20 protein-coding genes are annotated in these 21505 nt (G+C 63.4%); 15 read left to right on the top strand and 5 right to left on the bottom strand.

The genetic code is table 11. The annotated features are described in order from the left end of the window. Positions 1 to 30 precede the first annotated feature (30 nt). From ACN9MO_RS15490 to xylB, 4 genes are all read left to right on the top strand, one after another. Entirely contained in the window at positions 31 to 1620 is a 1590-nt protein-coding gene (locus ACN9MO_RS15490; RefSeq protein ID WP_113132244.1) for a DHA2 family efflux MFS transporter permease subunit, read from the top strand. 209 nt (positions 1621 to 1829) lie between these two features. Beyond that, positions 1830 to 2903: a metallophosphoesterase gene (locus ACN9MO_RS15485; protein ID WP_425985511.1), complete on the top strand. Its 1074-nt coding sequence runs from the start codon at positions 1830 to 1832 to the stop codon at positions 2901 to 2903. 165 nt (positions 2904 to 3068) lie between these two features. After that, on the top strand, positions 3069 to 4106 hold the full coding sequence (locus tag ACN9MO_RS15480) for a LacI family DNA-binding transcriptional regulator (RefSeq protein ID WP_113132246.1): 1038 nt from the start codon (positions 3069 to 3071) through the stop codon (positions 4104 to 4106). Between the two features lie 62 nt (positions 4107 to 4168). Next, positions 4169 to 5623, top strand: coding sequence for a xylulokinase (gene xylB, locus ACN9MO_RS15475; RefSeq protein ID WP_112995939.1), 1455 nt, complete (start codon positions 4169 to 4171; stop codon positions 5621 to 5623). 38 nt (positions 5624 to 5661) lie between these two features. On the opposite strand, the gene ACN9MO_RS15470 is transcribed toward xylB, so the two are convergent. Then, positions 5662 to 6024, bottom strand: coding sequence for a nuclear transport factor 2 family protein (locus tag ACN9MO_RS15470; protein ID WP_112995980.1), 363 nt, complete (start codon positions 6022 to 6024; stop codon positions 5662 to 5664). Positions 6025 to 6179: 155 nt separating this feature from the next. Between ACN9MO_RS15470 and xylA the strand changes: the two genes are divergently transcribed. From xylA to ACN9MO_RS15450, 4 genes are all read left to right on the top strand, one after another. Continuing rightward, positions 6180 to 7490, top strand: a complete 1311-nt coding sequence (gene xylA / locus ACN9MO_RS15465; RefSeq protein ID WP_113132247.1) for a xylose isomerase — start codon at positions 6180 to 6182, stop codon at positions 7488 to 7490. 291 nt (positions 7491 to 7781) lie between these two features. Beyond that, positions 7782 to 8834, top strand: a complete 1053-nt coding sequence (locus ACN9MO_RS15460) for a sugar phosphate isomerase/epimerase family protein (RefSeq protein ID WP_425985506.1) — start codon at positions 7782 to 7784, stop codon at positions 8832 to 8834. A gap of 302 nt (positions 8835 to 9136) precedes the next feature. After that, the gene (locus ACN9MO_RS15455; protein WP_110880190.1) at positions 9137 to 10318 is read left to right on the top strand and encodes a Gfo/Idh/MocA family protein; all 1182 of its coding nucleotides are present in this window, start codon (positions 9137 to 9139) and stop codon (positions 10316 to 10318) included. Between the two features lie 148 nt (positions 10319 to 10466). After that, positions 10467 to 11834: a GH1 family beta-glucosidase gene (locus ACN9MO_RS15450; protein ID WP_112996776.1), complete on the top strand. Its 1368-nt coding sequence runs from the start codon at positions 10467 to 10469 to the stop codon at positions 11832 to 11834. Positions 11835 to 11924: 90 nt separating this feature from the next. Here the strand turns inward: ACN9MO_RS15450 and ACN9MO_RS15445 are convergent, their stop codons facing one another. After that, positions 11925 to 12794 (bottom strand): NAD-dependent epimerase/dehydratase family protein, encoded by an 870-nt coding sequence (locus tag ACN9MO_RS15445; RefSeq protein ID WP_057254553.1) that lies wholly within the window; start codon positions 12792 to 12794, stop codon positions 11925 to 11927. 413 nt (positions 12795 to 13207) lie between these two features. On the opposite strand from ACN9MO_RS15445, the gene ACN9MO_RS15440 reads away from it, so the two are divergent. The 4 genes from ACN9MO_RS15440 (at position 13208) to ACN9MO_RS15425 (ending at position 16279) form a co-directional block, all read left to right on the top strand. After that, the gene (locus ACN9MO_RS15440; RefSeq protein WP_110880187.1) at positions 13208 to 14290 is read left to right on the top strand and encodes a methionine ABC transporter ATP-binding protein; all 1083 of its coding nucleotides are present in this window, start codon (positions 13208 to 13210) and stop codon (positions 14288 to 14290) included. Continuing rightward, positions 14280 to 14945, top strand: coding sequence for a methionine ABC transporter permease (locus tag ACN9MO_RS15435; RefSeq protein ID WP_057254555.1), 666 nt, complete (start codon positions 14280 to 14282; stop codon positions 14943 to 14945). The genes ACN9MO_RS15440 and ACN9MO_RS15435 overlap by 11 nt, the downstream gene beginning before the upstream one ends. Positions 14946 to 14982: 37 nt before the next feature. Next, positions 14983 to 15759, top strand: a complete 777-nt coding sequence (locus tag ACN9MO_RS15430; RefSeq protein WP_113132249.1) for a MetQ/NlpA family ABC transporter substrate-binding protein — start codon at positions 14983 to 14985, stop codon at positions 15757 to 15759. A gap of 112 nt (positions 15760 to 15871) precedes the next feature. Beyond that, positions 15872 to 16279: a GFA family protein gene (locus tag ACN9MO_RS15425; protein ID WP_255571303.1), complete on the top strand. Its 408-nt coding sequence runs from the start codon at positions 15872 to 15874 to the stop codon at positions 16277 to 16279. Positions 16280 to 16505: 226 nt separating this feature from the next. Here the strand turns inward: ACN9MO_RS15425 and ACN9MO_RS15420 are convergent, their stop codons facing one another. Further along, positions 16506 to 17462 carry a rhodanese-related sulfurtransferase gene (locus ACN9MO_RS15420; RefSeq protein ID WP_112996774.1) on the bottom strand — a complete coding sequence of 319 codons (957 nt, stop codon included), beginning with the start codon at positions 17460 to 17462 and terminating at the stop codon, positions 16506 to 16508. 387 nt (positions 17463 to 17849) lie between these two features. Here ACN9MO_RS15420 and ACN9MO_RS15415 point away from each other — a divergent pair, with 387 nt between their 5' ends. After that, positions 17850 to 18278 (top strand): DUF3592 domain-containing protein, encoded by a 429-nt coding sequence (locus ACN9MO_RS15415; protein WP_112996773.1) that lies wholly within the window; start codon positions 17850 to 17852, stop codon positions 18276 to 18278. Between the two features lie 19 nt (positions 18279 to 18297). Here ACN9MO_RS15415 and ACN9MO_RS15410 read toward each other — a convergent pair whose 3' ends face one another. Together ACN9MO_RS15410 and ACN9MO_RS15405 are read right to left on the bottom strand one after the other, a co-directional pair. Beyond that, positions 18298 to 19206 (bottom strand): CHAD domain-containing protein, encoded by a 909-nt coding sequence (locus tag ACN9MO_RS15410; RefSeq protein ID WP_112996772.1) that lies wholly within the window; start codon positions 19204 to 19206, stop codon positions 18298 to 18300. Next, positions 19203 to 19676, bottom strand: coding sequence for a CYTH domain-containing protein (locus ACN9MO_RS15405; protein WP_058326864.1), 474 nt, complete (start codon positions 19674 to 19676; stop codon positions 19203 to 19205). The genes ACN9MO_RS15410 and ACN9MO_RS15405 overlap by 4 nt, the downstream gene beginning before the upstream one ends. Before the next feature lie 202 nt (positions 19677 to 19878). Between ACN9MO_RS15405 and ACN9MO_RS15400 the strand changes: the two genes are divergently transcribed. Together ACN9MO_RS15400 and ACN9MO_RS15395 are read left to right on the top strand one after the other, a co-directional pair. Then, positions 19879 to 20517: a 2-dehydro-3-deoxy-phosphogluconate aldolase gene (locus ACN9MO_RS15400; protein ID WP_113132250.1), complete on the top strand. Its 639-nt coding sequence runs from the start codon at positions 19879 to 19881 to the stop codon at positions 20515 to 20517. 219 nt (positions 20518 to 20736) lie between these two features. Continuing rightward, positions 20737 to 21450: a tellurite resistance TerB family protein gene (locus ACN9MO_RS15395; protein WP_058326862.1), complete on the top strand. Its 714-nt coding sequence runs from the start codon at positions 20737 to 20739 to the stop codon at positions 21448 to 21450. Positions 21451 to 21505 lie beyond the last annotated feature (55 nt).

The raw sequence follows: 21505 nt of genomic DNA, 5'->3' as shown, positions 1-21505 counted from the left end.
GAGGGCGCGCCCTTGCAAGGAGTGGCTGAGATGGCCGCAACGGCAACAGCAGGTTCGGTGGCGGCCGCCGCACCGAAGGTCGAGGAACATATGGATCCGAAGAGGCTGATCGCCTTCTTCGCCATGGTCGTCGGCATGTTCATGGCCATCCTCGACATCCAGATCGTCTCGGCCTCGCTGGCCGAAATCCAGGCGGGCCTGTCGGCCGGCTCGGACGAGATCGGCTGGGTGCAGACCTCCTATCTCATCGCCGAAGTCATCATGATCCCGCTGTCGGGAACGCTGGCGCGCATCGTCTCGACGCGCGTGCTGTTCTCGGTTTCGGCCGCCGGCTTCACCGCGGCGAGCGCGCTTGCGGCAACGGCGACGAACATCGACCAGATGATTCTCTATCGCGCCATCCAGGGCTTCATCGGCGGCGGCATGATCCCATCGGTGTTTGCGGCGGCCTTCACCATCTTCCCGCCGTCCAAGCGCAACATCGTCTCGCCGATCATCGGCCTGATCGCGACGCTGGCGCCGACGATCGGGCCGACGGTCGGCGGCTATCTCAGCCACGCCTTTTCCTGGCACTGGCTGTTTCTGGTCAACGTCATCCCTGGCATCATCGTCGCCACGCTCACCTGGACCTTCATCGATTTCGACAAGCCGGAGCTCGGCCTGTTCAAGAAGTTCGACTGGTGGGGCCTGGCCTCGATGGCGATTTTCCTCGGCGCGCTGGAGTACGTGCTGGAAGAAGGCAACACCAACGACTGGTTCAATGACGAGCACATCGTGATGGGCGCAGTCGCTTCGGCAATCGCCGCCATCGTGTTCTTCTATCGGGCCTTCAAGGTGGAGTTCCCGGTCGTCGACCTCAGGGCCTTTGCCAACCGCAACTTCGCCTTCGGCTCGATGTTCTCCTTCGTGATGGGCATCGGCCTCTATGGCCTCACCTATCTCTATCCGCTCTATCTCGGTCGCATCCGCGGCTACGATTCGCTGATGATCGGCGAGACCATGTTCGTGTCGGGCCTTGCGATGTTCTTCACGGCGCCGGTCGCGGGCCTCCTTTCGGGCAAGCTCGATCCGCGCGTGCTGATGACGATCGGCTTCACCAGCTTTGCCGCAGGCACCTGGATCATGGGCCATCTGACCGCCGACTGGGACTTTTACGAGCTGTTCATTCCGCAGATTCTGCGCGGCGTCGGGCTGATGCTCTGCATGGTGCCGATCAACAACATTGCGCTCGGCACCATGTCGCCGGCGCGTATGCGTGGCGCTTCTGGTCTTTTCAACCTCACCCGAAACCTCGGCGGTGCCGTCGGGCTCGCGGTCATCAATACGATCCTGACCCAGCGCCAGGACTTCCACTATGCGCGTCTTGCCGAGCATGTGCAGTGGGGCAACCCGGAGGCGATGGAGCGGTTCAACAACATGGCCGCCAACTTCAACGCCCATGGTCTCGACGGCACGACGATCGCCGTCAAGCAGCTTGCCGCCATGGCGCAGAAGCAGGCAGTCATCCTGTCCTTCGGCGATATCTTCGTGCTTTTGACGGTGCTGTTCCTGTCGCTGATCTTCGGTGTGATGATGATCAAGAAGCCGCAGGGCGCCGGCCCCAGCGGCGGCGGTCACTAGGACAAGAGGATGATGGGTCGAGGCGGCCCATCATACTTTCCCATGAGAGGTAGGTAGGCGGGCGAGCGCCCGTCTTTCCTCGTTTCCATCCTCAGACAAGTCCGCACGGTTTACGCGAGCCGAGCCTTGCTGCACACTCCCGTCGACTGATGGCGAGGGGCGGCGGGATGAAGGAACGGGTTTCGACGGCTATCTCACGGCGGTCTTTCATGACGGGCCTTGCCGGCGTCGGGCTGGGGCTTGCCGCCTCGCGCAGTCGCGCTGCCGCACCGGCCATCGATGCGACGTTCCTGTTCTCCAACGACATTCATGCTTGCCTCGTTTCGATCGAGGGGCTCGCGCCGAACTGCGCGGCGGAAGGCAAGACCGACGCGAACCTGCTGCGCCATGTGGCGGCGCTCAACGCCGTGCATGCCATGCGCTGGCCGGAAACGGTCGCGGGCAAGCCGAGCGGTCTCGCAAGTGCCGGACGGCAGATCGGCAAGCCACTCGGCCTGGTGCTTGGCGGCGACATCACCGACGACGGCGGCGGCCAGGTGCGCCAGCCGCGCGAAGGGCGGCAGCTGCAGCAGTTCTCCAGTCGCTATCAGGAAGGGGCGGGGGCGGATCGCGTCCACATGCCCGTATTCGTCGGGCTCGGCAATCATGACCTCGACCAGGACGGCCCGCCGCCGCATGTCGACTGGTATCGCCGCGAGCTGCGCGATTATGTCGAGCTCAATCATCGCCAGACGGTCTTCTACAAGCCGCCGGTGCCGGTGACCAACTACGACCCGCTTTCGGACTGCTACTCCTGGGATTGGGGCGGGTTGCACCTTGTGCAGCTGCAGCGCTTCGGCGGCGATGAGACGAAGGGCGCGGTGAATGCGCTGCCCTGGCTGAAACAGGATCTGGCTGCCTATGCCGGCGATGGCCGGCCCGTCATACTGTTCCAGCACTATGGCTGGGACGCGTTTTCGACCGAGGTCTGGGATGTGAAGGCCAAGACCTTCGATGATGAAGGCGATGGCGCGCCGCATTGGTGGAGTGTCGATCAGCGCCAGGCGCTGCTCGACTCGCTCAAGGGCTACAACGTCATCGGCCTGTTCCACGGACACCAGCACGAAACCGCAATGATCTACCGGCAGAGCGGGCTCGACCTCATTAAGCCGAAGGCTGCCTATATGGGCGGCTTTGCGGTCGTGCGTGTCACGGACGGTTTCATGGATGTAGTGTTGGCCGAGGCGGGTTCCGCGCACGGAGAGGTCACGTTTACTGCGGCTTTCAGCAAGCGGCTCGGCTAGTATCCGGCAAGTTTCACAACACTCGTTAAACCATTCGGAATCAATCGTTTAAAGTGACAGCGTGCCGTCCTTCCGCCGGCGCACGGACGCCTGTTTTCGCCGTTTTGAAGATTTCTGATTTACGTACATCAGAAATTCCTCTAAAGGCAGAACCCGGAGGAAAACATGCGTCCGACAGTTCACGATATCGCTGCTAAAGCCGGGGTCAGTCTCGCCACCGTCGACCGGGTTTTGAACAATCGTCCCGGCGTGCGCGGTGTCACCCGCGACAAGGTCGAGCGCGCCATAACGACGCTCGGCTATGTGCGTGACGTCGCCGCCGCCAATCTCGCCAAGAGCCGCATCTACCCGCTGATCTTCATCCTGCCCGAGGGCGACAACACCTTCATGCGCGGCCTTGCGGTCGAGGTGGAGGCGGCGAAAGTGCGGTCTGCGGTCGAGCGCACCGCGATCACCGTGCTCTCCGTCCCGGCCTTCGATAAGGCGGCCCTGGCTGCGGCGCTGGAAAAGGCGCGGGCACTCGCCCCTCCCGGTGTCGCCGTGGTTGCGATCGATGCGCCCGAGGTCGTTGCGGCTGTCGATCGGCTGCGCGAAGACGGTATTGCCGTCGTGACGCTGGTTTCCGATCTGCCGGGATCGTCGCGTGATCACTTTGCCGGCGTCGACAACATCGCCGCCGGCCGGACCGCAGGCACCTTGATGGGGCGTTTCCTCAGCGGTCGCGAAGGACCGGTCGCGATCGTCGCCGGCTCGATGCTGGTGCGCGACCATCGTGATCGCCTCGAAGGTTTCAGCGCGGCGATGGCCGAAAGCGCCCCGGGCCGCCGGCTTCTGCCCGTCGTCGAGGGGCATGACGATCCCACCGAAGTCGAGAACCTTGTGTCGGGACTTGTCGCCGATCATGCGGACCTCGCCGGCATCTACAGTCTCGGCGCCGGCAATCGCGGCCTGATCGCAGCACTCGAAAAGGCCGGGCGTCAGGCTGATATTTGCGCCATCGCGCACGAGCTGACACCGCATAGCCGCGCGGCACTCGCCTCCGGCACCTTGGACGCGCTCCTCAATCAGGATGCCGGGCATGAGGTGCGCAGCGCCATCCGCGTGCTGAAGGCCCGTGCGGATGGACTCGCGGTGATCGGGGCGCAGGAGCGCATCCGCATCGAGATTTTCCTTAGGGATAACCTGCCGGTCGAGCCGGCGTAACGATTTGGAACTGCGCGGTTCCGGACGGCAAACCGGTCTGGAATTGCTCAATGGAGGCAAGCATGTATCTCGGACTGGATCTCGGCACCTCGGGCGTCAAGGCAATGCTCATCGATGGCGACCAGCGCATCATCGGTTCGGCCTCCGGCGCGCTCGACGTCTCGCGGCCGCATCCCGGCTGGTCGGAGCAGGACCCGGCCGAGTGGGTGCGAGCAACCGAGGAGGCGATTGCCGGCCTGAAGGCAGCGCACCCCAGGGAACTTGCAGCCGTGCGCGGCATCGGCCTTTCTGGCCAGATGCACGGTGCGACGCTTATCGATGCCGACGACCGGGTGCTTCGGCCCTGCATCCTCTGGAACGACACCCGCAGCTTCCGCGAGGCGGCAGCGCTCGACGCCGACCCGCAGTTCCGGGCGATCACCGGCAACATCGTCTTTCCTGGCTTTACGGCGCCGAAGCTCGCCTGGGTGCGCGCCAACGAGCCGGAGATCTTTGCCAGGGTGCGCTGGGTACTGTTGCCGAAGGACTATTTGCGCCTATGGCTGACCGGCGAACATATGTCGGAAATGTCCGATTCCGCCGGCACCTCCTGGCTCGATACCGGCAAGCGGTGCTGGTCGGAGAGCCTGCTTGCCGCCACCGGGATGGATGAGAAGCAGATGCCCAGCCTGGTCGAAGGGACCGATCCGGCCGGAACGTTACGCCCGGAACTCGCTGGGCGCTGGGGTATCTCGGGCAATGCCGTGGTTGCCGGCGGTGCCGGCGACAATGCGGCGTCTGCCTGCGGCATGGGCACTGTCGGCGAAGGGCATGCCTTTGTCTCGCTCGGCACCTCGGGGGTGCTCTTTGCCGCCAATGCGAGCTACCTGCCCAATCCGGAAAGCGCCGTACACGCCTTTTGCCATGCGCTGCCGAACACCTGGCACCAGATGGGCGTCATCCTGTCGGCGACCGATGCGCTCAACTGGTACTCGGGCATCGCCGGACGCAGTGCAGCGGACTTGAGCGCCGAACTCGGCGATACCATCAAGGCGCCAACCGGCGTTACGTTCTTGCCCTACCTCTCAGGTGAACGCACCCCGCACAACGATGCGGCGATCCGCGGCGCCTTCGTCGGGCTCGGGCATGAAAGCAGCCGGGTGGTGCTGACCCAGGCGGTGATGGAAGGCGTGTCCTTCGCCATTCGCGACAGCCTGGAGGCCTTGCGTGCCGCCGGCACGACGCTGTCGCGGGTGACCGCGATCGGCGGCGGCTCGCGCTCGCGCTACTGGCTGAAATCGATCGCCACTGCGCTCGACCTGCCTGTCGATTTGCCCGCCGACGGTGATTTCGGAGCTGCCTTCGGGGCAGCCCGCCTGGGCCTGATTGCCGCGACGGGCGCGGATCCGGTGGCGACTTGCTACGCGCCGCGCACGGCCGAGACCATCGCGCCGGAAGCGCCGCTGGTCTCAGTCTATGAGGCGAGCTACCAGCGCTATCGCCGGCTCTATCCGGCGATCAAGGGTGCGGCGTCGTGACGACGCTGCACCGCGGATCCGGTTCGAGTGCCGGCCGCTCAGCGGGCGGGGACCTTGTCGAGAAAGCCGGTGATCGTCTTCAGGCGGCCATTCTCGACCTGGCAGACATCCGTGCCTTCGATAACAGAGGCAACGCCCTCCGGGCCGAGCGCCCAGGAAAAGCGGATCGTGTCGGCATAACCGTCCGCAGCCCCCTTCAGCGTGAAGCGGAAGCCGGGGAACTGCCCCTGGACGCCGGCGATCAGCGCATCGATGCTGGCATGGCCGTCGCCCTGCATGATCGGGTCGCAGTAGGCGACGTCGGCGGTGAACGCCTTCTCGATCAGCACCGAGCGCGCGGCGGCGTCGGTTGTGTTCCAGGCGGCAATGTAGGCTTCGGCGATGGCGTTGAAGTCGTGCATCGAAGTGTTCCTTTCGTTTGGCGTTTCGATGCCCCGGCTATCGCCGGACGAGGGAATGAAACCAATTACCTTCCACGTAATGGCCGCGCCTATCGAACGGGCGACGCCGGCCGAAATCCATCCCATTCGCATCATCCTTGAGAGGAGCCAAACCCATGAGCACAGGATTTTTCGGCGATATCGCCAAGATCAAGTATGAAGGCCCTGACAGCACCAACCCGCTCGCCTTCCGCCACTACAACAAGGACGAGGTCGTTCTCGGCAAGCGCATGGAAGATCACCTGCGCTTTGCCGTCGCCTACTGGCACACCTTCGTCTGGCCGGGCGGCGATCCCTTCGGCGGCCAGACCTTCGAGCGCCCCTGGTTCAAGGACACCATGGACGCCGCGAAGCTGAAGGCCGACGTCGCCTTCGAATTCTTCGATCTGCTCGGCGTGCCCTTCTACTGCTTCCATGACGCGGACGTGCGTCCTGAAGGCAAGAGCTTTGCGGAGAACACCAAGAACCTCAACGAGATCGTCGATCATTTCGAGAAGAAGCAGGCCGAGACCGGCGTCAACCTGCTCTGGGGTACGGCGAACCTCTTTTCCAACCGGCGCTACATGTCGGGTGCGGCCACCAATCCGGACCCGGATGTCTTCGCCTTCGCCGCGGCAACGGTGAAGACCTGCCTTGACGCGACCAAGCGCCTCGGCGGCCAGAATTATGTGCTGTGGGGCGGGCGCGAAGGCTACGAGACGCTGCTCAACACCGACCTGAAGCGCGAGCTCGACCAGCTCGGCCGCTTCGTCAATCTCGTCGTCGAGTACAAGCACAAGATCGGCTTCAAGGGCGCGATCCTGATCGAGCCGAAGCCGCAGGAGCCGACCAAGCACCAGTATGACTACGACGTCGCGACCGTCTACGGCTTCCTGAAGAACTACGGTCTCGAAAACGAGGTCAAGGTCAACATCGAGCAGGGCCATGCGATCCTTGCCGGCCACTCCTTTGAGCACGAGCTGGCGCTTGCCAATGCGCTCGGCATCTTCGGCTCGATCGACATGAACCGCAACGACTACCAGTCCGGCTGGGACACCGACCAGTTCCCGAACAACGTGCCGGAGATGGCGCTCGCCTACTACCAGGTTCTCGCAGGCGGCGGCTTCAAGACCGGCGGCACCAACTTCGATGCCAAGCTGCGCCGCCAGTCGATCGACCCGGAAGACCTGCTGATCGGTCACATCGGCGGCATGGATTGCTGCGCCCGTGGTCTGAAGGCAGCGGCAAAGATGATCGAGGACAAGGCGCTCTCGGCACCGCTTAATCAGCGCTATGCCGGCTGGCAGGTGCCGGAAGCCAAGAAGATGCTCGACGGCGGCTTCTCGCTGGAGGAGATCGAAGCCTGGGTGCTGAAATCGGATCTCAACCCGCAGCCGAAGTCCGGCAAGCAGGAACTGCTCGAAAACGTCGTCAACCGCTACGTCTGAGCACTCTCGCGAGGTTGCTCGCGGCGGCCCGGTCTCTCCGGGCCGTCGGTTTGCGACGACTGCGTGGTGCCGGCGAGACAGGTGGGGCTGCCACATGAAATCGATTACAAATCTCTCGGGAATCTGCGCCTTCGCCAGTTGCCCCCTGTTAAAAATCTGCTAGCTTTGGCGCCTGCAACGTTTCAGGTCCGCCAGTTGTGGCGAAAACAAGGTGCCATTGTACCTCCTTGTCGCCGACTGACCGGATAGGCCGACATCATCAATGGCCGTTTCATCGGGAGGAAAATCGGGATGAAGACGATCAAGGGTCCAGGGCTCTTTCTTGCGCAATTTGCCGGCGATGCGGCACCGTTCAATTCCTGGGACGCGATCACCAAATGGGCGGCCGACTGCGGCTACAAAGGCGTGCAGGTGCCGAGCTGGGACGCGCGGCTGATCGATCTTCAGAAGGCCGCGACCTCGAAGACCTATTGTGACGAGTTTGCCGGAAAGGCCCGCGACAACGGCGTCGAGGTGACCGAGCTTTCGACCCATCTGCAGGGCCAGCTCGTCGCCGTGCACCCGGCCTATGACGAGGCCTTCGATGGCTTTGCCGCACCCGAAGTGCGCGGCAATCCCAAGGCGCGTCAGCAATGGGCGGTGGAACAGGTGAAGCTGGCGCTGACCGCCTCGAAGAACCTCGGGCTGAACGCGATGGCGAGTTTCTCTGGCGCGCTTGCCTGGCCCTTCGTCTATCCCTGGCCGCAGCGGCCGGCCGGCCTCGTCGAGACCGCCTTTGACGAACTGGCGAAACGCTGGAAACCGATCCTCGACCATGCCGAGGACTGTGGTGTCGACGTCTGCTACGAGATCCATCCGGGCGAGGACCTGCACGACGGCATCACCTACGAGATGTTCCTGGAGCGCACCGGCAACCACGCCCGCGCCTGCATGCTCTATGACCCGTCGCACTACGTGCTGCAGTGCCTCGACTATCTCGACAACATCGACATCTACAAGGACCGCATCCGCATGTTCCACGTCAAGGATGCGGAGTTCAACCCGACCGGACGCCAGGGCGTCTATGGCGGCTATCAGGGCTGGGTCAACCGGGCCGGACGGTTCCGCTCGCTCGGCGACGGCCAGGTGGATTTCGGCGCGGTGTTTTCCAGGATGGCGGCCAATGATTTCTCCGGCTGGGCGGTGGTCGAATGGGAATGCGCGCTGAAGCACCCGGAGGATGGCGCGCGCGAGGGTGCCGATTTCGTCAAGCACCACATCATCCGCGTGACGGAGAAGGCGTTTGACGACTTTGCCGGAGCGGGCACGGACGAGGCGGCCAATCGGCGCATGCTGGGGATCTGAAGCAGGGCGGGACCTGAGGGTCCGACTGCCCCTCTCCTCGGGTTTAACCCGAGGACTAACCCTCTCCCGGCTTGCGGGGAGAGGGGACGCGGACTGTGGCTGCGGCTGCACCTGCAGCGCTCTCAGAGAGAGTTGCTTGGGGCCTGGCGAGCGGGCGCATCCAGTCCCTTCTCCCCGTGTGCGGGGAGAAGGTGCCGGCAGGCGGATGAGGGGCTGCCCTCACCGCGCGAATGAGGGGCAATTCTCGCGAACGATCACGCGTAACAAGCAAAACACACGAACGGAAACAGGGGAGAATTCAAATGGCAATCGAAGGAACGAGCGAGAAGCGCGAGCGCCGCATCCGGCTCGGCATGGTGGGCGGCGGCTCCGGCGCCTTTATCGGCGCAGTGCATCGTATCGCGGCACGGCTCGACGATCACTTTGAACTGGTGGCGGGCGCCTTGTCGTCGACGCCGGAAAAGGCGGAAAGCTCGGGCCGCGAGCTCGGGCTCGACCCGTCGCGCGTCTATTCCGACTTCAAGCAGATGGCGATCCGCGAAGCCAAGCTGAAGGACGGCATCGAGGCGGTGGCGATCGTCACGCCGAACCACGTTCACTACGCCGCTGCCAAGGAGTTTCTGAAGCGCGGCATCCACGTGATCTGCGACAAGCCGCTGACCTCGACGCTTGCCGACGCCAAGAAGCTGAAGAAGGCGGCCGAGGACAGCGATGCCTTGTTCGTGCTGACGCACAACTACACCGGCTATCCGATGGTCCGCCAGGCGCGCGAGATGGTCGCCAATGGCGAGATCGGCGCGGTGCGGCTGGTGCAGATGGAATATCCGCAGGACTGGCTGACCGAAAATATCGAGCAGTCCGGCCAGAAGCAGGCGGCCTGGCGCACCGATCCGGCGCGCTCGGGCGCCGGCGGCTCGACCGGCGATATCGGCACGCACGCCTATAATCTCGGCGCCTTCGTCTCCGGTCTCGAACTGGAGGAGCTTTCGGCCGATCTCGACAGCTTCGTTCCTGGTCGTCAGCTCGACGACAATGCGCATGTGATGATGCGCTTCAAGGCGAAGGACGGTGAGCGGGCCAAGGGGCTGCTCTGGTGCAGCCAGGTCGCGCCCGGCCACGAGAACGGCCTGATGGTGCGCGTCTACGGCACCAAGGGCGGGCTCGAATGGACGCAGAAGGACCCGAACTATCTCTGGCACACGCCGTTCGGCGAGCCGAAGCGACTGCTCACCCGGGCGGGTGCCGGGGCGGGTGCTGCGGCAAACCGCGTCAGCCGGATTCCGTCCGGTCATCCGGAAGGTTACCTCGAAGGCTTTGCCAATATCTACACGGAAGCGGCGCGCGCCATCTTCGCCAAGCGCAAGGGCGAGAAGGTCGATGCCGCCGTCACCTACCCGACCATCGATGACGGCATGAAGGGCATGGTCTTCGTCGACGCTTGCGTCCAGTCATCCAAACGAAATGGTGCGTGGGTAAAGGTGTAGCGGAGCACAAGAATCGGCGAAAGGGCGGGGCATTCCCGCCCTTTTTCGCGAGTTGACATTTGCCAACACGGCTTTAGGTCGGCCGCGAAACAAAAGAAAGCAACATGGTCCCGTTTCCGGCGGGGCCGGAACAAGACGAGGCAGAGAGATGACCGATCCCAAGATCCTGGCCCAGCGCTTCCCGGGCGACTTCGTATTCGGGGTGGCGACCGCCTCCTTCCAGATCGAAGGTGCCACCAAGGCCGATGGGCGGAAGCCGTCGATCTGGGACGCGTTTTCCAACATGCCGGGCCGTGTCTTCGGGCGGCACAATGGCGATGTCGCCTGCGACCACTACAACCGGCTGGACGAGGATCTGGACCTGATCAAGAGCCTCGGCGTCGAGGCTTACCGCTTCTCGATCGCCTGGCCGCGCATCATTCCGGAAGGCACCGGCCCGATCAACGAAAAGGGGCTCGATTTCTACGACCGTCTCGTCGACGGGCTTAAGGCCCGCAACATTAGGGCATTCGCCACGCTCTACCATTGGGATCTGCCGCTGGCGCTGATGGGCGAGGGAGGCTGGACGGCGCGCACGACGGCCTACGCCTTCCAGCGTTACGCCAAGACGGTGACCGCCCGTCTCGGCGATCGTCTCGACGCGGTTGCGACCTTCAACGAGCCGTGGTGTTCGGTGTGGCTGAGCCATCTCTACGGCATCCATGCGCCGGGCGAGCGCAACATGGATGCAGCCCTTCACGCGCTGCACTTCACCAATCTGGCGCACGGGCTCGGCGTCGATGCCATCCGCTCGGAGCGGCCGAACCTGCCTGCCGGCATCGTCATCAATGCGCACTCCGTGTATCCCGGCAGCGACCGCAAGGCCGACATGGCAGCGGCCGAACGGGCCTTCGACTTCCACAATGGTGTCTTCTTCGGCCCCATCTTTAGAGGCGAATACCCCGAGAGCTTCATGAGCGCGCTCGGCCACCGCATGCCCACGATCGAAGACGGCGACATGGAGACGATCTCCCGGCCGCTCGACTGGTGGGGGCTCAACTACTACACGCCGATGCGGGTCAGCGCCGACCCGGCGAAGAGTGCGGAGTACCCGGCGACGATCAACGCCAAGGCGGTGAGCGAGACCAAGACGGATATCGGCTGGGAGGTCTACGCACCGGCGCTCGGTAGCCTGGTCAGGACGCTCAACGCGACCTACCAGCTGCCCGACTGCTACATCACCGAGAACGGCGCCTGCTACAACATGGGTGTCGAAAACGGCATCGTCGACGACCAGCCGCGACTCGACTACATCGCCGACCATCTGTCTGTCACGGCCGACCTGATTGCCGAGGGTTACCCGATGCGCGGCTACTTCGCCTGGAGCCTGATGGACAATTTCGAATGGGCCGAAGGCTACAAGATGCGTTTCGGCATCGTCCATGTCGACTACGATACCCAGGTGCGCACCATCAAGAAGAGCGGTCACTGGTACCAGGCGCTCGCCGAAGAGTTCCCGAAGGGCAACCACGCCTGACAATTGGGCGCGTGGTTTCAGCCGACCCGCATCAAGCATAACTCCGGGAAGAACGCGAAACGGTTCTCCCGGATTTGCGTTACCCCAAGATCACCACCGGACCGGCAGGACCTCGAGGCTCTGCCGGTCGAGCTGGGCCAGCACTTCCTTGAAACCGTAGCGCGGCTTCCAATCGAGCTTCTCGATTGCGGCGCTCGGGTCGTAGACCCGGTCGATCGTGGCGGGCAGCGGCCAGCCGCGATCCGCAAAAGCCTGCGACAGTTTTGGCGCGCGTTCGCGCAACAGGCTTGCGGCGTCCTCTGCCAGACGGCGGCAATCGGTCGGAAGCAGCGGCGTTTCGCCAGAGATGATGTAACGCTGGAAGAAAGGGCCGCCGTTGTCGAGTGCCGCCGCATGCGCCGCCGCAACGTCGCGCACATCGATGCCACGGTGCAAGCGATAGCTCGCGACGCGGTCGGCCGCCTCCGGGAAACAGCGCGACATGCGCAATACCCGCACATGCAGGGCACGGTCGGCGGCATTTTCAAGTAGGGCTTCGGCCGCAAGCTTGGTGTGGTGATAAATGGTGTGCGGCTTTGGCGGTGTCTCCTCGGTGATCCAGGCGCAGCCTCCGGCGGTGACCGCGTGGCCGTAAAGAGCCGTCGTGCTGGTAAAGACGATACGGCCGACACCCGTCGCCTGGGCGGCAGCGATCACCAGATGCGTGCCCATCACATTGACGCGTTCGAATTCCTGGTCGGCGAGCATGTCCACATGCGGCGCATGCAGTGCTGCCGTATGGATCACGGCATCCGCCCCCTCCATGGCCCGCTCCAGCAATTCGCCGTCGACGAGATCGCCAACTATCGCGGTCGTGCCGAAAGGCGTGCGGTCGATGCCGATGACATCATGGTCTGCGGCGAGCGCGTTATAGATCGCCCGGCCGATGCGGCCCGAGCTTCCGGTCAAGACGATGCGCATTTCTTACCTCGTAACCCTGTTCCTGCCCGTTAGCATGAAATGCGGTCGGGTGCAGTCCGTTCAAACAAGGATTTCCAAGATGGCGATCTGCGGGATGCGGCACCCAGTGCAGCAAAAGAGCATGGTTTTGCCGATCTCCTTCCTATTGCGGAAAATCATGTCTGTAACATCCAGCGGCAGTTCTCCATAAGAGCCGTAGATTATGTCGCATGCGGGCCATGCGGCGCCAAAGTTGAACTGACTGGTTTCTTGATGCTAGAGAAGTGCTCCCTGTTCCGAATGCGTTGTCGAATGTCGGCCTGACCGGACGCGCCTTCCATCCCGACTTTGCCGGGATCACGAGTTTTGAACATCCGAGAGCACCTAATGTATCCGCACATTCCGACTGCGCCTCTTTCGGGGATCTCCGAACGATGAGCGTTTCCGCCTTGAAAGCCACGTCACCGGCTGACGCAGCCGTCGTCTTCGACGGCGTTTCCAAGCATTTCCCCGCCTCCGGCCAAAGCGGCGCCTTCACCGCGCTCGACAACGTCTCGCTGACGGTCGATCGCGGTTCAATCACCGGCATTATCGGTCGTTCCGGCGCCGGCAAATCGACGCTGATCCGGCTGGTCAACGGGTTGGAGAAGCCGAGCAGCGGGAAGGTGCTGGTCGACGGCGTCGATGTCGGCGGGCTCGACGAGGCGGCGCTGCGCACGCTTCGCCGCAACGTCGGCATGATTTTCCAGCACTTCAACCTGCTCTCCTCGCGCACCGTGTTCGGCAATATCGCGCTGCCGCTCGAGATATCAGGCATGGACAAACGCGCCATTGAACAGCGCGTCCGGCCGCTGCTCGATCTCGTCGGCCTTGCCGACAAACACGGGCGTTACCCGGCCGAACTTTCCGGCGGGCAGAAGCAGCGCATCGGCATCGCCCGGGCGCTTGCGACGGAGCCGAAGCTGCTACTTTCCGACGAGGCGACCTCCGCCCTCGACCCGGAGACGACACAGTCGATCCTGGACCTGTTGAAGCGCATCAACGCCGAGCTTGGCCTGACCGTGCTGCTCATCACCCATGAGATGGAAGTGGTGAAGGCGGTGACCTCTGACGTCGCCGTCATCGACCACGGCCGCATCGTCGAGCGCGGTCATACCTTCGACGTCTTCACCCATCCGAAGCACGAGACGACGCGGGCGCTGCTTTCGGGCCTGCCGGGCTCCAAGCTTCCGGACGCGGTGGCCCGGGCGCTCAAAGCCCAGCCCGCACCTGGAGACCGTGCCGTCGTGCGGCTCACCTTCTTTGGTGCGGCGGCCGAAAGGCCGCTGATCTCACAGCTGATCAAGTCTGTCGGCGCCGAGGTCAACATCATCGCCGGAACGATCGACGAAATCGGCGGCGCGCCCTATGGCTCGCTGGTCGTCGCCTATGGCGCGGATGCCGAGACGTCCGGGCGCGCCGAACGCTTCTTTGCCGAAAACGGTCTGGTCACGGAGGTGCTCGGTTATGTCGCCTGATATTCTCCTGCGCATTGGCGGCGCCACCGTCGACACGATCTACATGGTCGCAGTCGCCGGCCTGATCGGCTCGCTGATCGGCCTGCCGATCGGCATCTTTCTCGCGACCAGCGGCAAGGGCGAACTCTTCCCGGCGCCGACGCTGAACCGCATCGTCGGGCTGATCGTCAACGCCACGCGCTCGACGCCGTTCATCATCCTGGTCGTCGCCATCATTCCCTTCACTCGGCTTCTCACAGGCACTTCGATCGGTACCAAGGCGGCGATCGTGCCCTTGACCATTGCGACGATCCCCTTCGTCGCGCGTCTGGTGGAGGCGGCGATCCGCGAGATCGACAAGGGTCTGATCGAGGCGGCGCGCGCCATGGGCGCGACCCCGATGCAGATCGTCTTCAAGGTGTTGCTTGCGGAGGCGCGGCCGGCGCTGACCTTGGCACTGACGATGACGGCCGTCAGCCTCATCGGCTATTCGGCGATGGTCGGGGCCGTCGGCGGCGGCGGGCTCGGCGACCTCGGCATCCGCTACGGCTACCAGCGCTTCATGCCCGACGTAATGCTCGTCGTTGTCATCGTGCTGATCGTCCTGGTGCAACTCGTCCAGAGCGCCGGCGACGGCCTGGCGCGGCGCTTCGACAAGAAAAACCGCAAGACCTGATTTCCTCCCAAGACTGAACGTGAACAAGGAGACATCCATGAAGAAGCTTATCATCGCGGCAGCGATTGCCGCTCTTACCGCCGGCACGGCGCTTGCCGAGACCATCAAGGTCGGCGTCACGCCGGGCGAGCATGCCCAGATCATGGAGAAGGTGAAGGAAGTCGCGGCACCCAAGGGCCTCGACATCGAGATCCTCGAATTCTCCGACTACGTCGTTCCGAACCAGGCTCTGGCCGATGGCGATCTCAACGCCAACTCGTTCCAGCACCAGCCCTATCTCGACAACCAGATCGCCGATCGCGGCTTCGAGATCGTCAGCGTCGGCACCACGATTACCACGCCGATGGGTGTCTATTCGCAGAAGGTGAAGAGCCTCGACGAACTCCAGGACGGCGCGACGATCGCCATCCCGAACGACCCGACCAATGGCGGCCGCGCGCTGCTGGTTCTCGCCTCCAAGGGCCTGATCAAGGTCAAGGAAGAGGCCGGCCTGAAGGTTACGCCTGCCGACGTCACCGAGAACCCGAAGAACATCACCTTCGCCGAGCTTGATGCGGCGCAGCTGCCGCGCTCGCTGCAGGACGTCGATGCGGCCGTCATCAACACCAACTATGCGATGGAAGCCGGCCTGCATCCGAAGAAAGACGCGATCGCGATCGAAGGCGAGAAGTCGCCCTATGCCAACGTCATCGCCGTGCGCAAGGCCGACAAGGATGCGCCGTGGGTAAAGACGCTGGTCGAATCCTACCATGATGAGAAGGTGAAGGCCTTAATCAACGACACCTTCAAGGGCGCGCTGATCCCGAGCTGGTAAGAGCTCCTTTCGAACGGAAAAATGGACCGCGCGCTGCAATCCCGGAGCGCGGTTTTTCTTTGACCGCAAGTTTCGCCCGGTTATCCTCCTCACGCTTTGAGGAGGAGACGACATGAGTGTGATGAAAGGCGGCTGTCTCTGCGGCGCAATCCGCTACGAGGCGAAGGGGCAACCCATCTATTCCGGGTTCTGCCATTGCCGCGATTGCCAGCGCACCACCGGAACCGGCCATTGCTGCTACATGATCCTCGATCGCGCGAACGTGGTAATGTCAGGCACCTGCCGCGGCTACGAGACACGCGCCGAAAACGGCAATGTGTCGGTCCGCTATTTCTGCGAAACCTGCGGCAGTCAGGTCTTCGGCTCAGGCCCGCCAGGGGATCCACGCGTGTCGATCTATGCCGGCACGCTCGACGATCCCTCAGTGTTCCAGCCGACCGATGCGATCTTTACCCGCAGCCGGCATGAATGGGACCGCAGTGCGCTGGCGCTGGAGGAGTGCGAGGCGTTACCGGGCTAGCTGCTGCGACAGCGGATTTGCCCCTCACCCTCTACCCGCAGGCGGGGCGAGGGGACGTGCCCAACAGCGGCCGTCGTGCCGGAACCTTCGCTGCCCGTGGCCTGAAAGCGGCCGTCACGTATCGGAGTTTGATCGGCGGACTGGCGCGGTACCGCAAGTCTCTTCGCCCCGCTTGCGGGGAGAAGGTGCCGGCAGGCGGATGAGGGGGATTTCTCCGAAGCCCGCTTCAGCTACCGAGGTGGCGTTCGCCGCGCTTCTCCGCAAGCTCGATCTGCTTCTGGCGCTGGCGGTAGCGTTCGCGGTCCTCGTCGGTGCGGACCTCGTGGCAATGGATGCAGGAGACGCCGTCCTCATGGTGCGGCGACAGGAGATCGGCCGGGGTCAGCGGCTGCCGGCAGGCGTGGCAGAGCGTGTGCTCACCTTCTTCAAGGCCATGGGTCACGGAGACGCGATCGTCGAAGACGAAGCAGGCGCCTTCCCACAGGCTTTCTTCCTGCGGCACTTCCTCGAGATACTTCAGGATGCCGCCCTTGAGGTGATAAACCTCGTCGAAGCCCTGTTCCTTCATGAAGGCGGTCGCCTTCTCGCAGCGGATGCCGCCGGTGCAGTACATGGCGATCTTCGGCTTGTTGTGCAGGCCGGTGTGGTTGCGCACCCAGTCCGGAAATTCGCGGAAGGTCTTGGTCTGCGGATCGACCGCGCCCTTGAAGATGCCGATCGCCGTCTCGTAGTCGTTACGCGTGTCGATGACGATCGTCTCGGGATCGGAGATCAGCGCGTTCCAGTCTTTCGGATCGACATAGGTGCCGACGATCTTGTTGGGGTCGATGTTCTCGACGCCCATGGTGACGATTTCCTTTTTCAGCCGCACCTTCATCCGCAGAAACGGCATCGAGGACGCGCGGCTTTCCTTGTGCTCCAATGCGACAAGCTCCGGCTGCGCGCGCAAGAAGGCAAGCACCGTGGCGATGCCGGCATCCGTGCCGGCGATCGTGCCGTTGATGCCCTCATGGGCGATGAGCAATGTGCCCTTGACGCCGTTCTCGTCGCAGACGGCCTGCAGCGGTTCGCGGAATTCGGCGAAGCGCGGGAAGCTTGCGAAATGATAGAGCGCGGCGACCAGAAACTGGCCGTGGGTCTCACCATGGGTCTCAGGGCGCGGGGTGGTGGAAATGTCGGTCATGGCCGGTGCAAATACAGCTTTCGCGCCGCAAGCGCAATCGTGGCGGGCGAGAGGGGGCACTCTGTCGCTGCAGGTCACGATGAAACGAGTTGAATGAACCGGCGGGAAACCGCAGGCGGGATCGCATCGCGTCTTGGTTCCGCATCATGTTCAAGAAACAATTGGATGCTAATATGCAACTCAAAAGGGTGGAGGCGCGATTTAGGAATTGCGCGAGCGCGCTGCTGTTTGCGAGATCAATGCGCGAGAGAGCGGGACCGCCAGCTGGGAGGAGACGCAGATCACTTGGGGCCCTGAGCCATGCAAACCTAAGGTGCGTAACAATGAAGACTCCTGCGCCAGGGTACACGCAGGCAGATCCCCCGATCCTATCCGAATGCCGCTGGCATGGACCTGAGCGCCGTCCTTAGCACGCTCTATGTGTGGTTAGCCGAGGACTTTCGCTTGGTCCGTCTGCTTTTCTCGGTCGTCGGCGTGGGACTTGCGTTGGATATCGCATGGAAGCTGCGGCGTGACGCGCTGCTTCGGCGTCGTGGAACATCGACCAAGGGACGGATCGTCCAAGTGTCGAGTGGGGAGGACTACGACACCGCCATCATTCGGTTCACAGACGGGGCGGGACGCACACACGAATTCGACTCCGAGCTTCCTCATTCAGGCGAGCCCGTCGGGACAAGCGTCGACGTACGCTATGACCCTCAGACCCCAGGGCGTGCCCATCTCGCCGGCAGACCCCTAAGGCGCATGTTGCTGTACGTGGTGTCTCTGATCGTCGCCGCGGGTTTTGTCTTCCTGGCGGTGGTGCTCGACGGCTGAATACAGCGGGGAGCCCCAGCTAGCGCGCGGCGTCGAGCCAGAGCAGACGGATCGTCCGGCTCTCTTCGTCGGGCTGCTCCTGGAAGACCGTTGCTGCCAGTGTCAACGCGTCGTCTCGCAAGGTTTCCTGCCGGGCAATGACGGCGGCGATGAGATGGGCCTGGTCCTGGCTGTTGCCGGCCAGCGCCGGATCTTCGTTGATCAACTGGATCATGACGGCGAGATCGTTGAGGTGGCCGAGCGTGTCGACCAGCATCTTGGCCTCGCTGCGCTTGGCCTGGATAGCAGACGGCCAGGTGTCGCGCATAAGTCCCAGATGCATGCGGTAGTCCTGCGCCCGCTTGCGCAACTCGTGGAAGGCGCCGGCTTCGGTGCTCGAGCCGCAGGCTTCCTTGGCGCGGGCGGCGCGCTTGAGCGTCTGCTGCCAGCCTTTCGTCAGCCGGGCGGCGGTTCTGCGGCGACGATCGTCAAAAGAGACTTGCGCCAGTGCCTGCAGGGCGTGTTCACAAGTGACGATGGTTGCGGCAACGCGGTCCTCGATGTCGGTCTCGCAGGCAGCGATGCGGTCGCGGCGTTTCTCCAGCCGCTTGCAAATGTGAGTGAGAGCCTTCTCCTGTTCGACGCTGGCAGCCGATGCCCTCAGGTATTGAGCGTTTTCCACCAGCGCTGCCGCATCGCGGACGGTTGAGAGATTGCGGGCCATGTCGCGAATGCGCGTGTTTTCGTGCTTCTGGAATTGCGGCGCGTCGGCGGCAACGAGCCGATAGAGCGAACGCAGACGCTTGAAGTTCTTGCGGGCCTCATGGATGGCCTCATGGAGGCCATCAGGGCGGTCTTCGAGGGTCATGACCGCCTGCGTGAGTTGTTCGGCGGCAATGGCGCGGAAATCGTTGGTGAACGGCCGTCCGGGCCGGAAGGCGTAGGTCATGATTGGGGTTCCATCAGCCCCTCTGTGGCAAGTGCCTGGTTGGAATAACGGCGGTCGCCGGTGACTTCGCGGTCGATCCAATTGGGCAGCGCCGGCAAGTCGGTCTCGCGCTTCATCTCCACTTCGGCGACGACCAGGCCCTTGAGCGCGCCTTCGTAGACATCCACTTCCCAGACGAAGCCCCTGTATGGCACGCGATATCGTCGTTTCTCGATGACGATGCCGACCGCCTGCGTCAGCATCTCGCGAGCGTCGTCCATCGGTACATCGTATTCATATTCGTTTCTGACCAGCGCCGACTTGCCGATCTTGATGGTGAGGCGCGCCCACTTGTTGCCGTGGATGCGCACGCGCAGCGAGCGATCGTCCATGGTGACGACATAGGCTTGCCTGAGGTCGATGCCCTTGTCCGCATGCTCTCGCCACGCGTCGGACGCGACCAGAAACTTGCGTTCTATTTCCTTCGCCATGGATAATCCGCCATTTCGATAGGCTCGCCGTCATCAAACTATCGCTTTCGTGCGAAGGCTCAAGTCATCTCTTTGTTGTAGGTAATATTTTATCTTCAGCTTACATGAGAATGCCGCACACTTGCGCCCTTGGGTCTCGACAACCGGTGGCCGGCGGAGTATGCGGAGGGCATATTCAATCGTTTTAAAAAGGACGATCGGCATGAGCGCGAAAACCGACAGGCTTCTTTCCATCCTCAAATTGCAGCCGGTCGTTCCGGTCCTCGTGATCGACGACGTCGCGACCGCCGTGCCGCTGGCGCGCGCTCTGGTTGCCGGCGGGTTGAGGGCGATCGAGATCACGCTGCGCACGCCGGCAGCGCTCGAAGCGATCAGCGCGGTTGCCAACGAAGTGGAAGGCGCGGTTGCCGGCGCCGGCACGATCCTCAATGCCGCGCAATTCGAAGCGGCTGTCGAAGCCGGCTCGAAGTTCATCGTCAGCCCCGGCACGACGCAGGAACTGATCGATGTCGCGAACGACCACGAAGTGCCGCTGCTGCCGGGTGCCGCGACGGCGAGCGAAGTCATGGGCCTGCGCGAAGAAGGCTACGACGTCATGAAGTTCTTCCCGGCGGAACAGGCCGGTGGTGCCGCCTATCTCAAGTCGCTGTCTTCGCCGCTGGCCGGCACGATGTTCTGCCCGACCGGCGGGATCTCGCTTTCCAACGCGCGCGACTATCTGACGCTGCCGAACGTCGTCAGCGTCGGCGGCTCCTGGGTCGCACCGAAGGATCTGGTCGCCAAGGGCGATTGGGCCGGCATCACCAAGCTTGCGGCCGAAGCCTTCGCCCTCAAGGGCTGAACGGGAAGCACTGTTTCTACATTTGAAGGCCGGGCGTAAGCCCGGCTTTTTTCGTTGGTCGCGGTGTTCTTCGTCACACGCGCCTGGCGCGAATTTGTATTTCCCCTGCAACGTTCCTATGTCTCAATCCATTCGACGGCGCGAGCGCGGGCGGCGCTCCGTTTCGTTTGATCTCAACCGCCCGGAACCGACAATCCAACCGACAAGGAGCGAAACCCGATGTTCGACGCGAAGAAATTGCTGGATCAGTTTCTGGGATCGCAGGTGCCCGGTGCCGGCGGCACGGTGCGCGATCGCGCGACCCAGGCGACGCAGCTTGCCAAGGACAATCCGCTGGCGACAGGCGCCATCGCCGCGGTCCTGCTCGGCACCAAGTCTGGTCGCCAGCTGGCCGGCAATGCCGCTGTGCTCGGTGGCCTCGCGGCCATCGCGGGTCTCGGTTACCAGGCCTACAAGAACTATCAGGCCGGCAACACGCCGGGAGGCGCAACCGTTGCCAAGGGGGAACCGGAACTCCTGCCGCCGCCGGCCGATTCCGGCTTCGCGTCTGCGCCGGAGGCCGTCAGCCACGACTTCGCGCTGACGCTGGTGCGGGCGATGATCGCGGCCTCGCGCGCTGACGGGCACATCGACGAGGCCGAGCGTCAGCACATCATGGACAAGCTGTCGGTCGCCGGCCTTTCGGCCGATGCCGCCGCCTTCCTCGAAAACGAGCTTGCCAATCCTGTCGATATCGACGCGATCGTCGGTGCGGCCAAGACGGAAGAAGAGCGCGTCGAGGTCTATACCGCATCGCGCCTGACGATCGAGCCGGAGACGCGTGCGGAGCGTGGCTATCTCGACCTGCTGGCCGGCCGCCTCGGCCTTCCGGATGCGCTGGTCGATCACATCGAAGCGACCGTTTCGGCCGCCAAGGTGCCGGCGACGGCCTAGCATCCTCGCCTGATCCTCATGGGTTCATAACCAGTTTGAATTTGTATCGGTCGCC

Origin of the sequence: Ensifer sp. R-19 (genome assembly GCF_049905105.1) — a bacterium.
Taxonomy (GTDB): domain Bacteria; phylum Pseudomonadota; class Alphaproteobacteria; order Rhizobiales; family Rhizobiaceae; genus Ensifer.
This window is presented reverse-complemented; position numbering and strand designations above follow the sequence as displayed.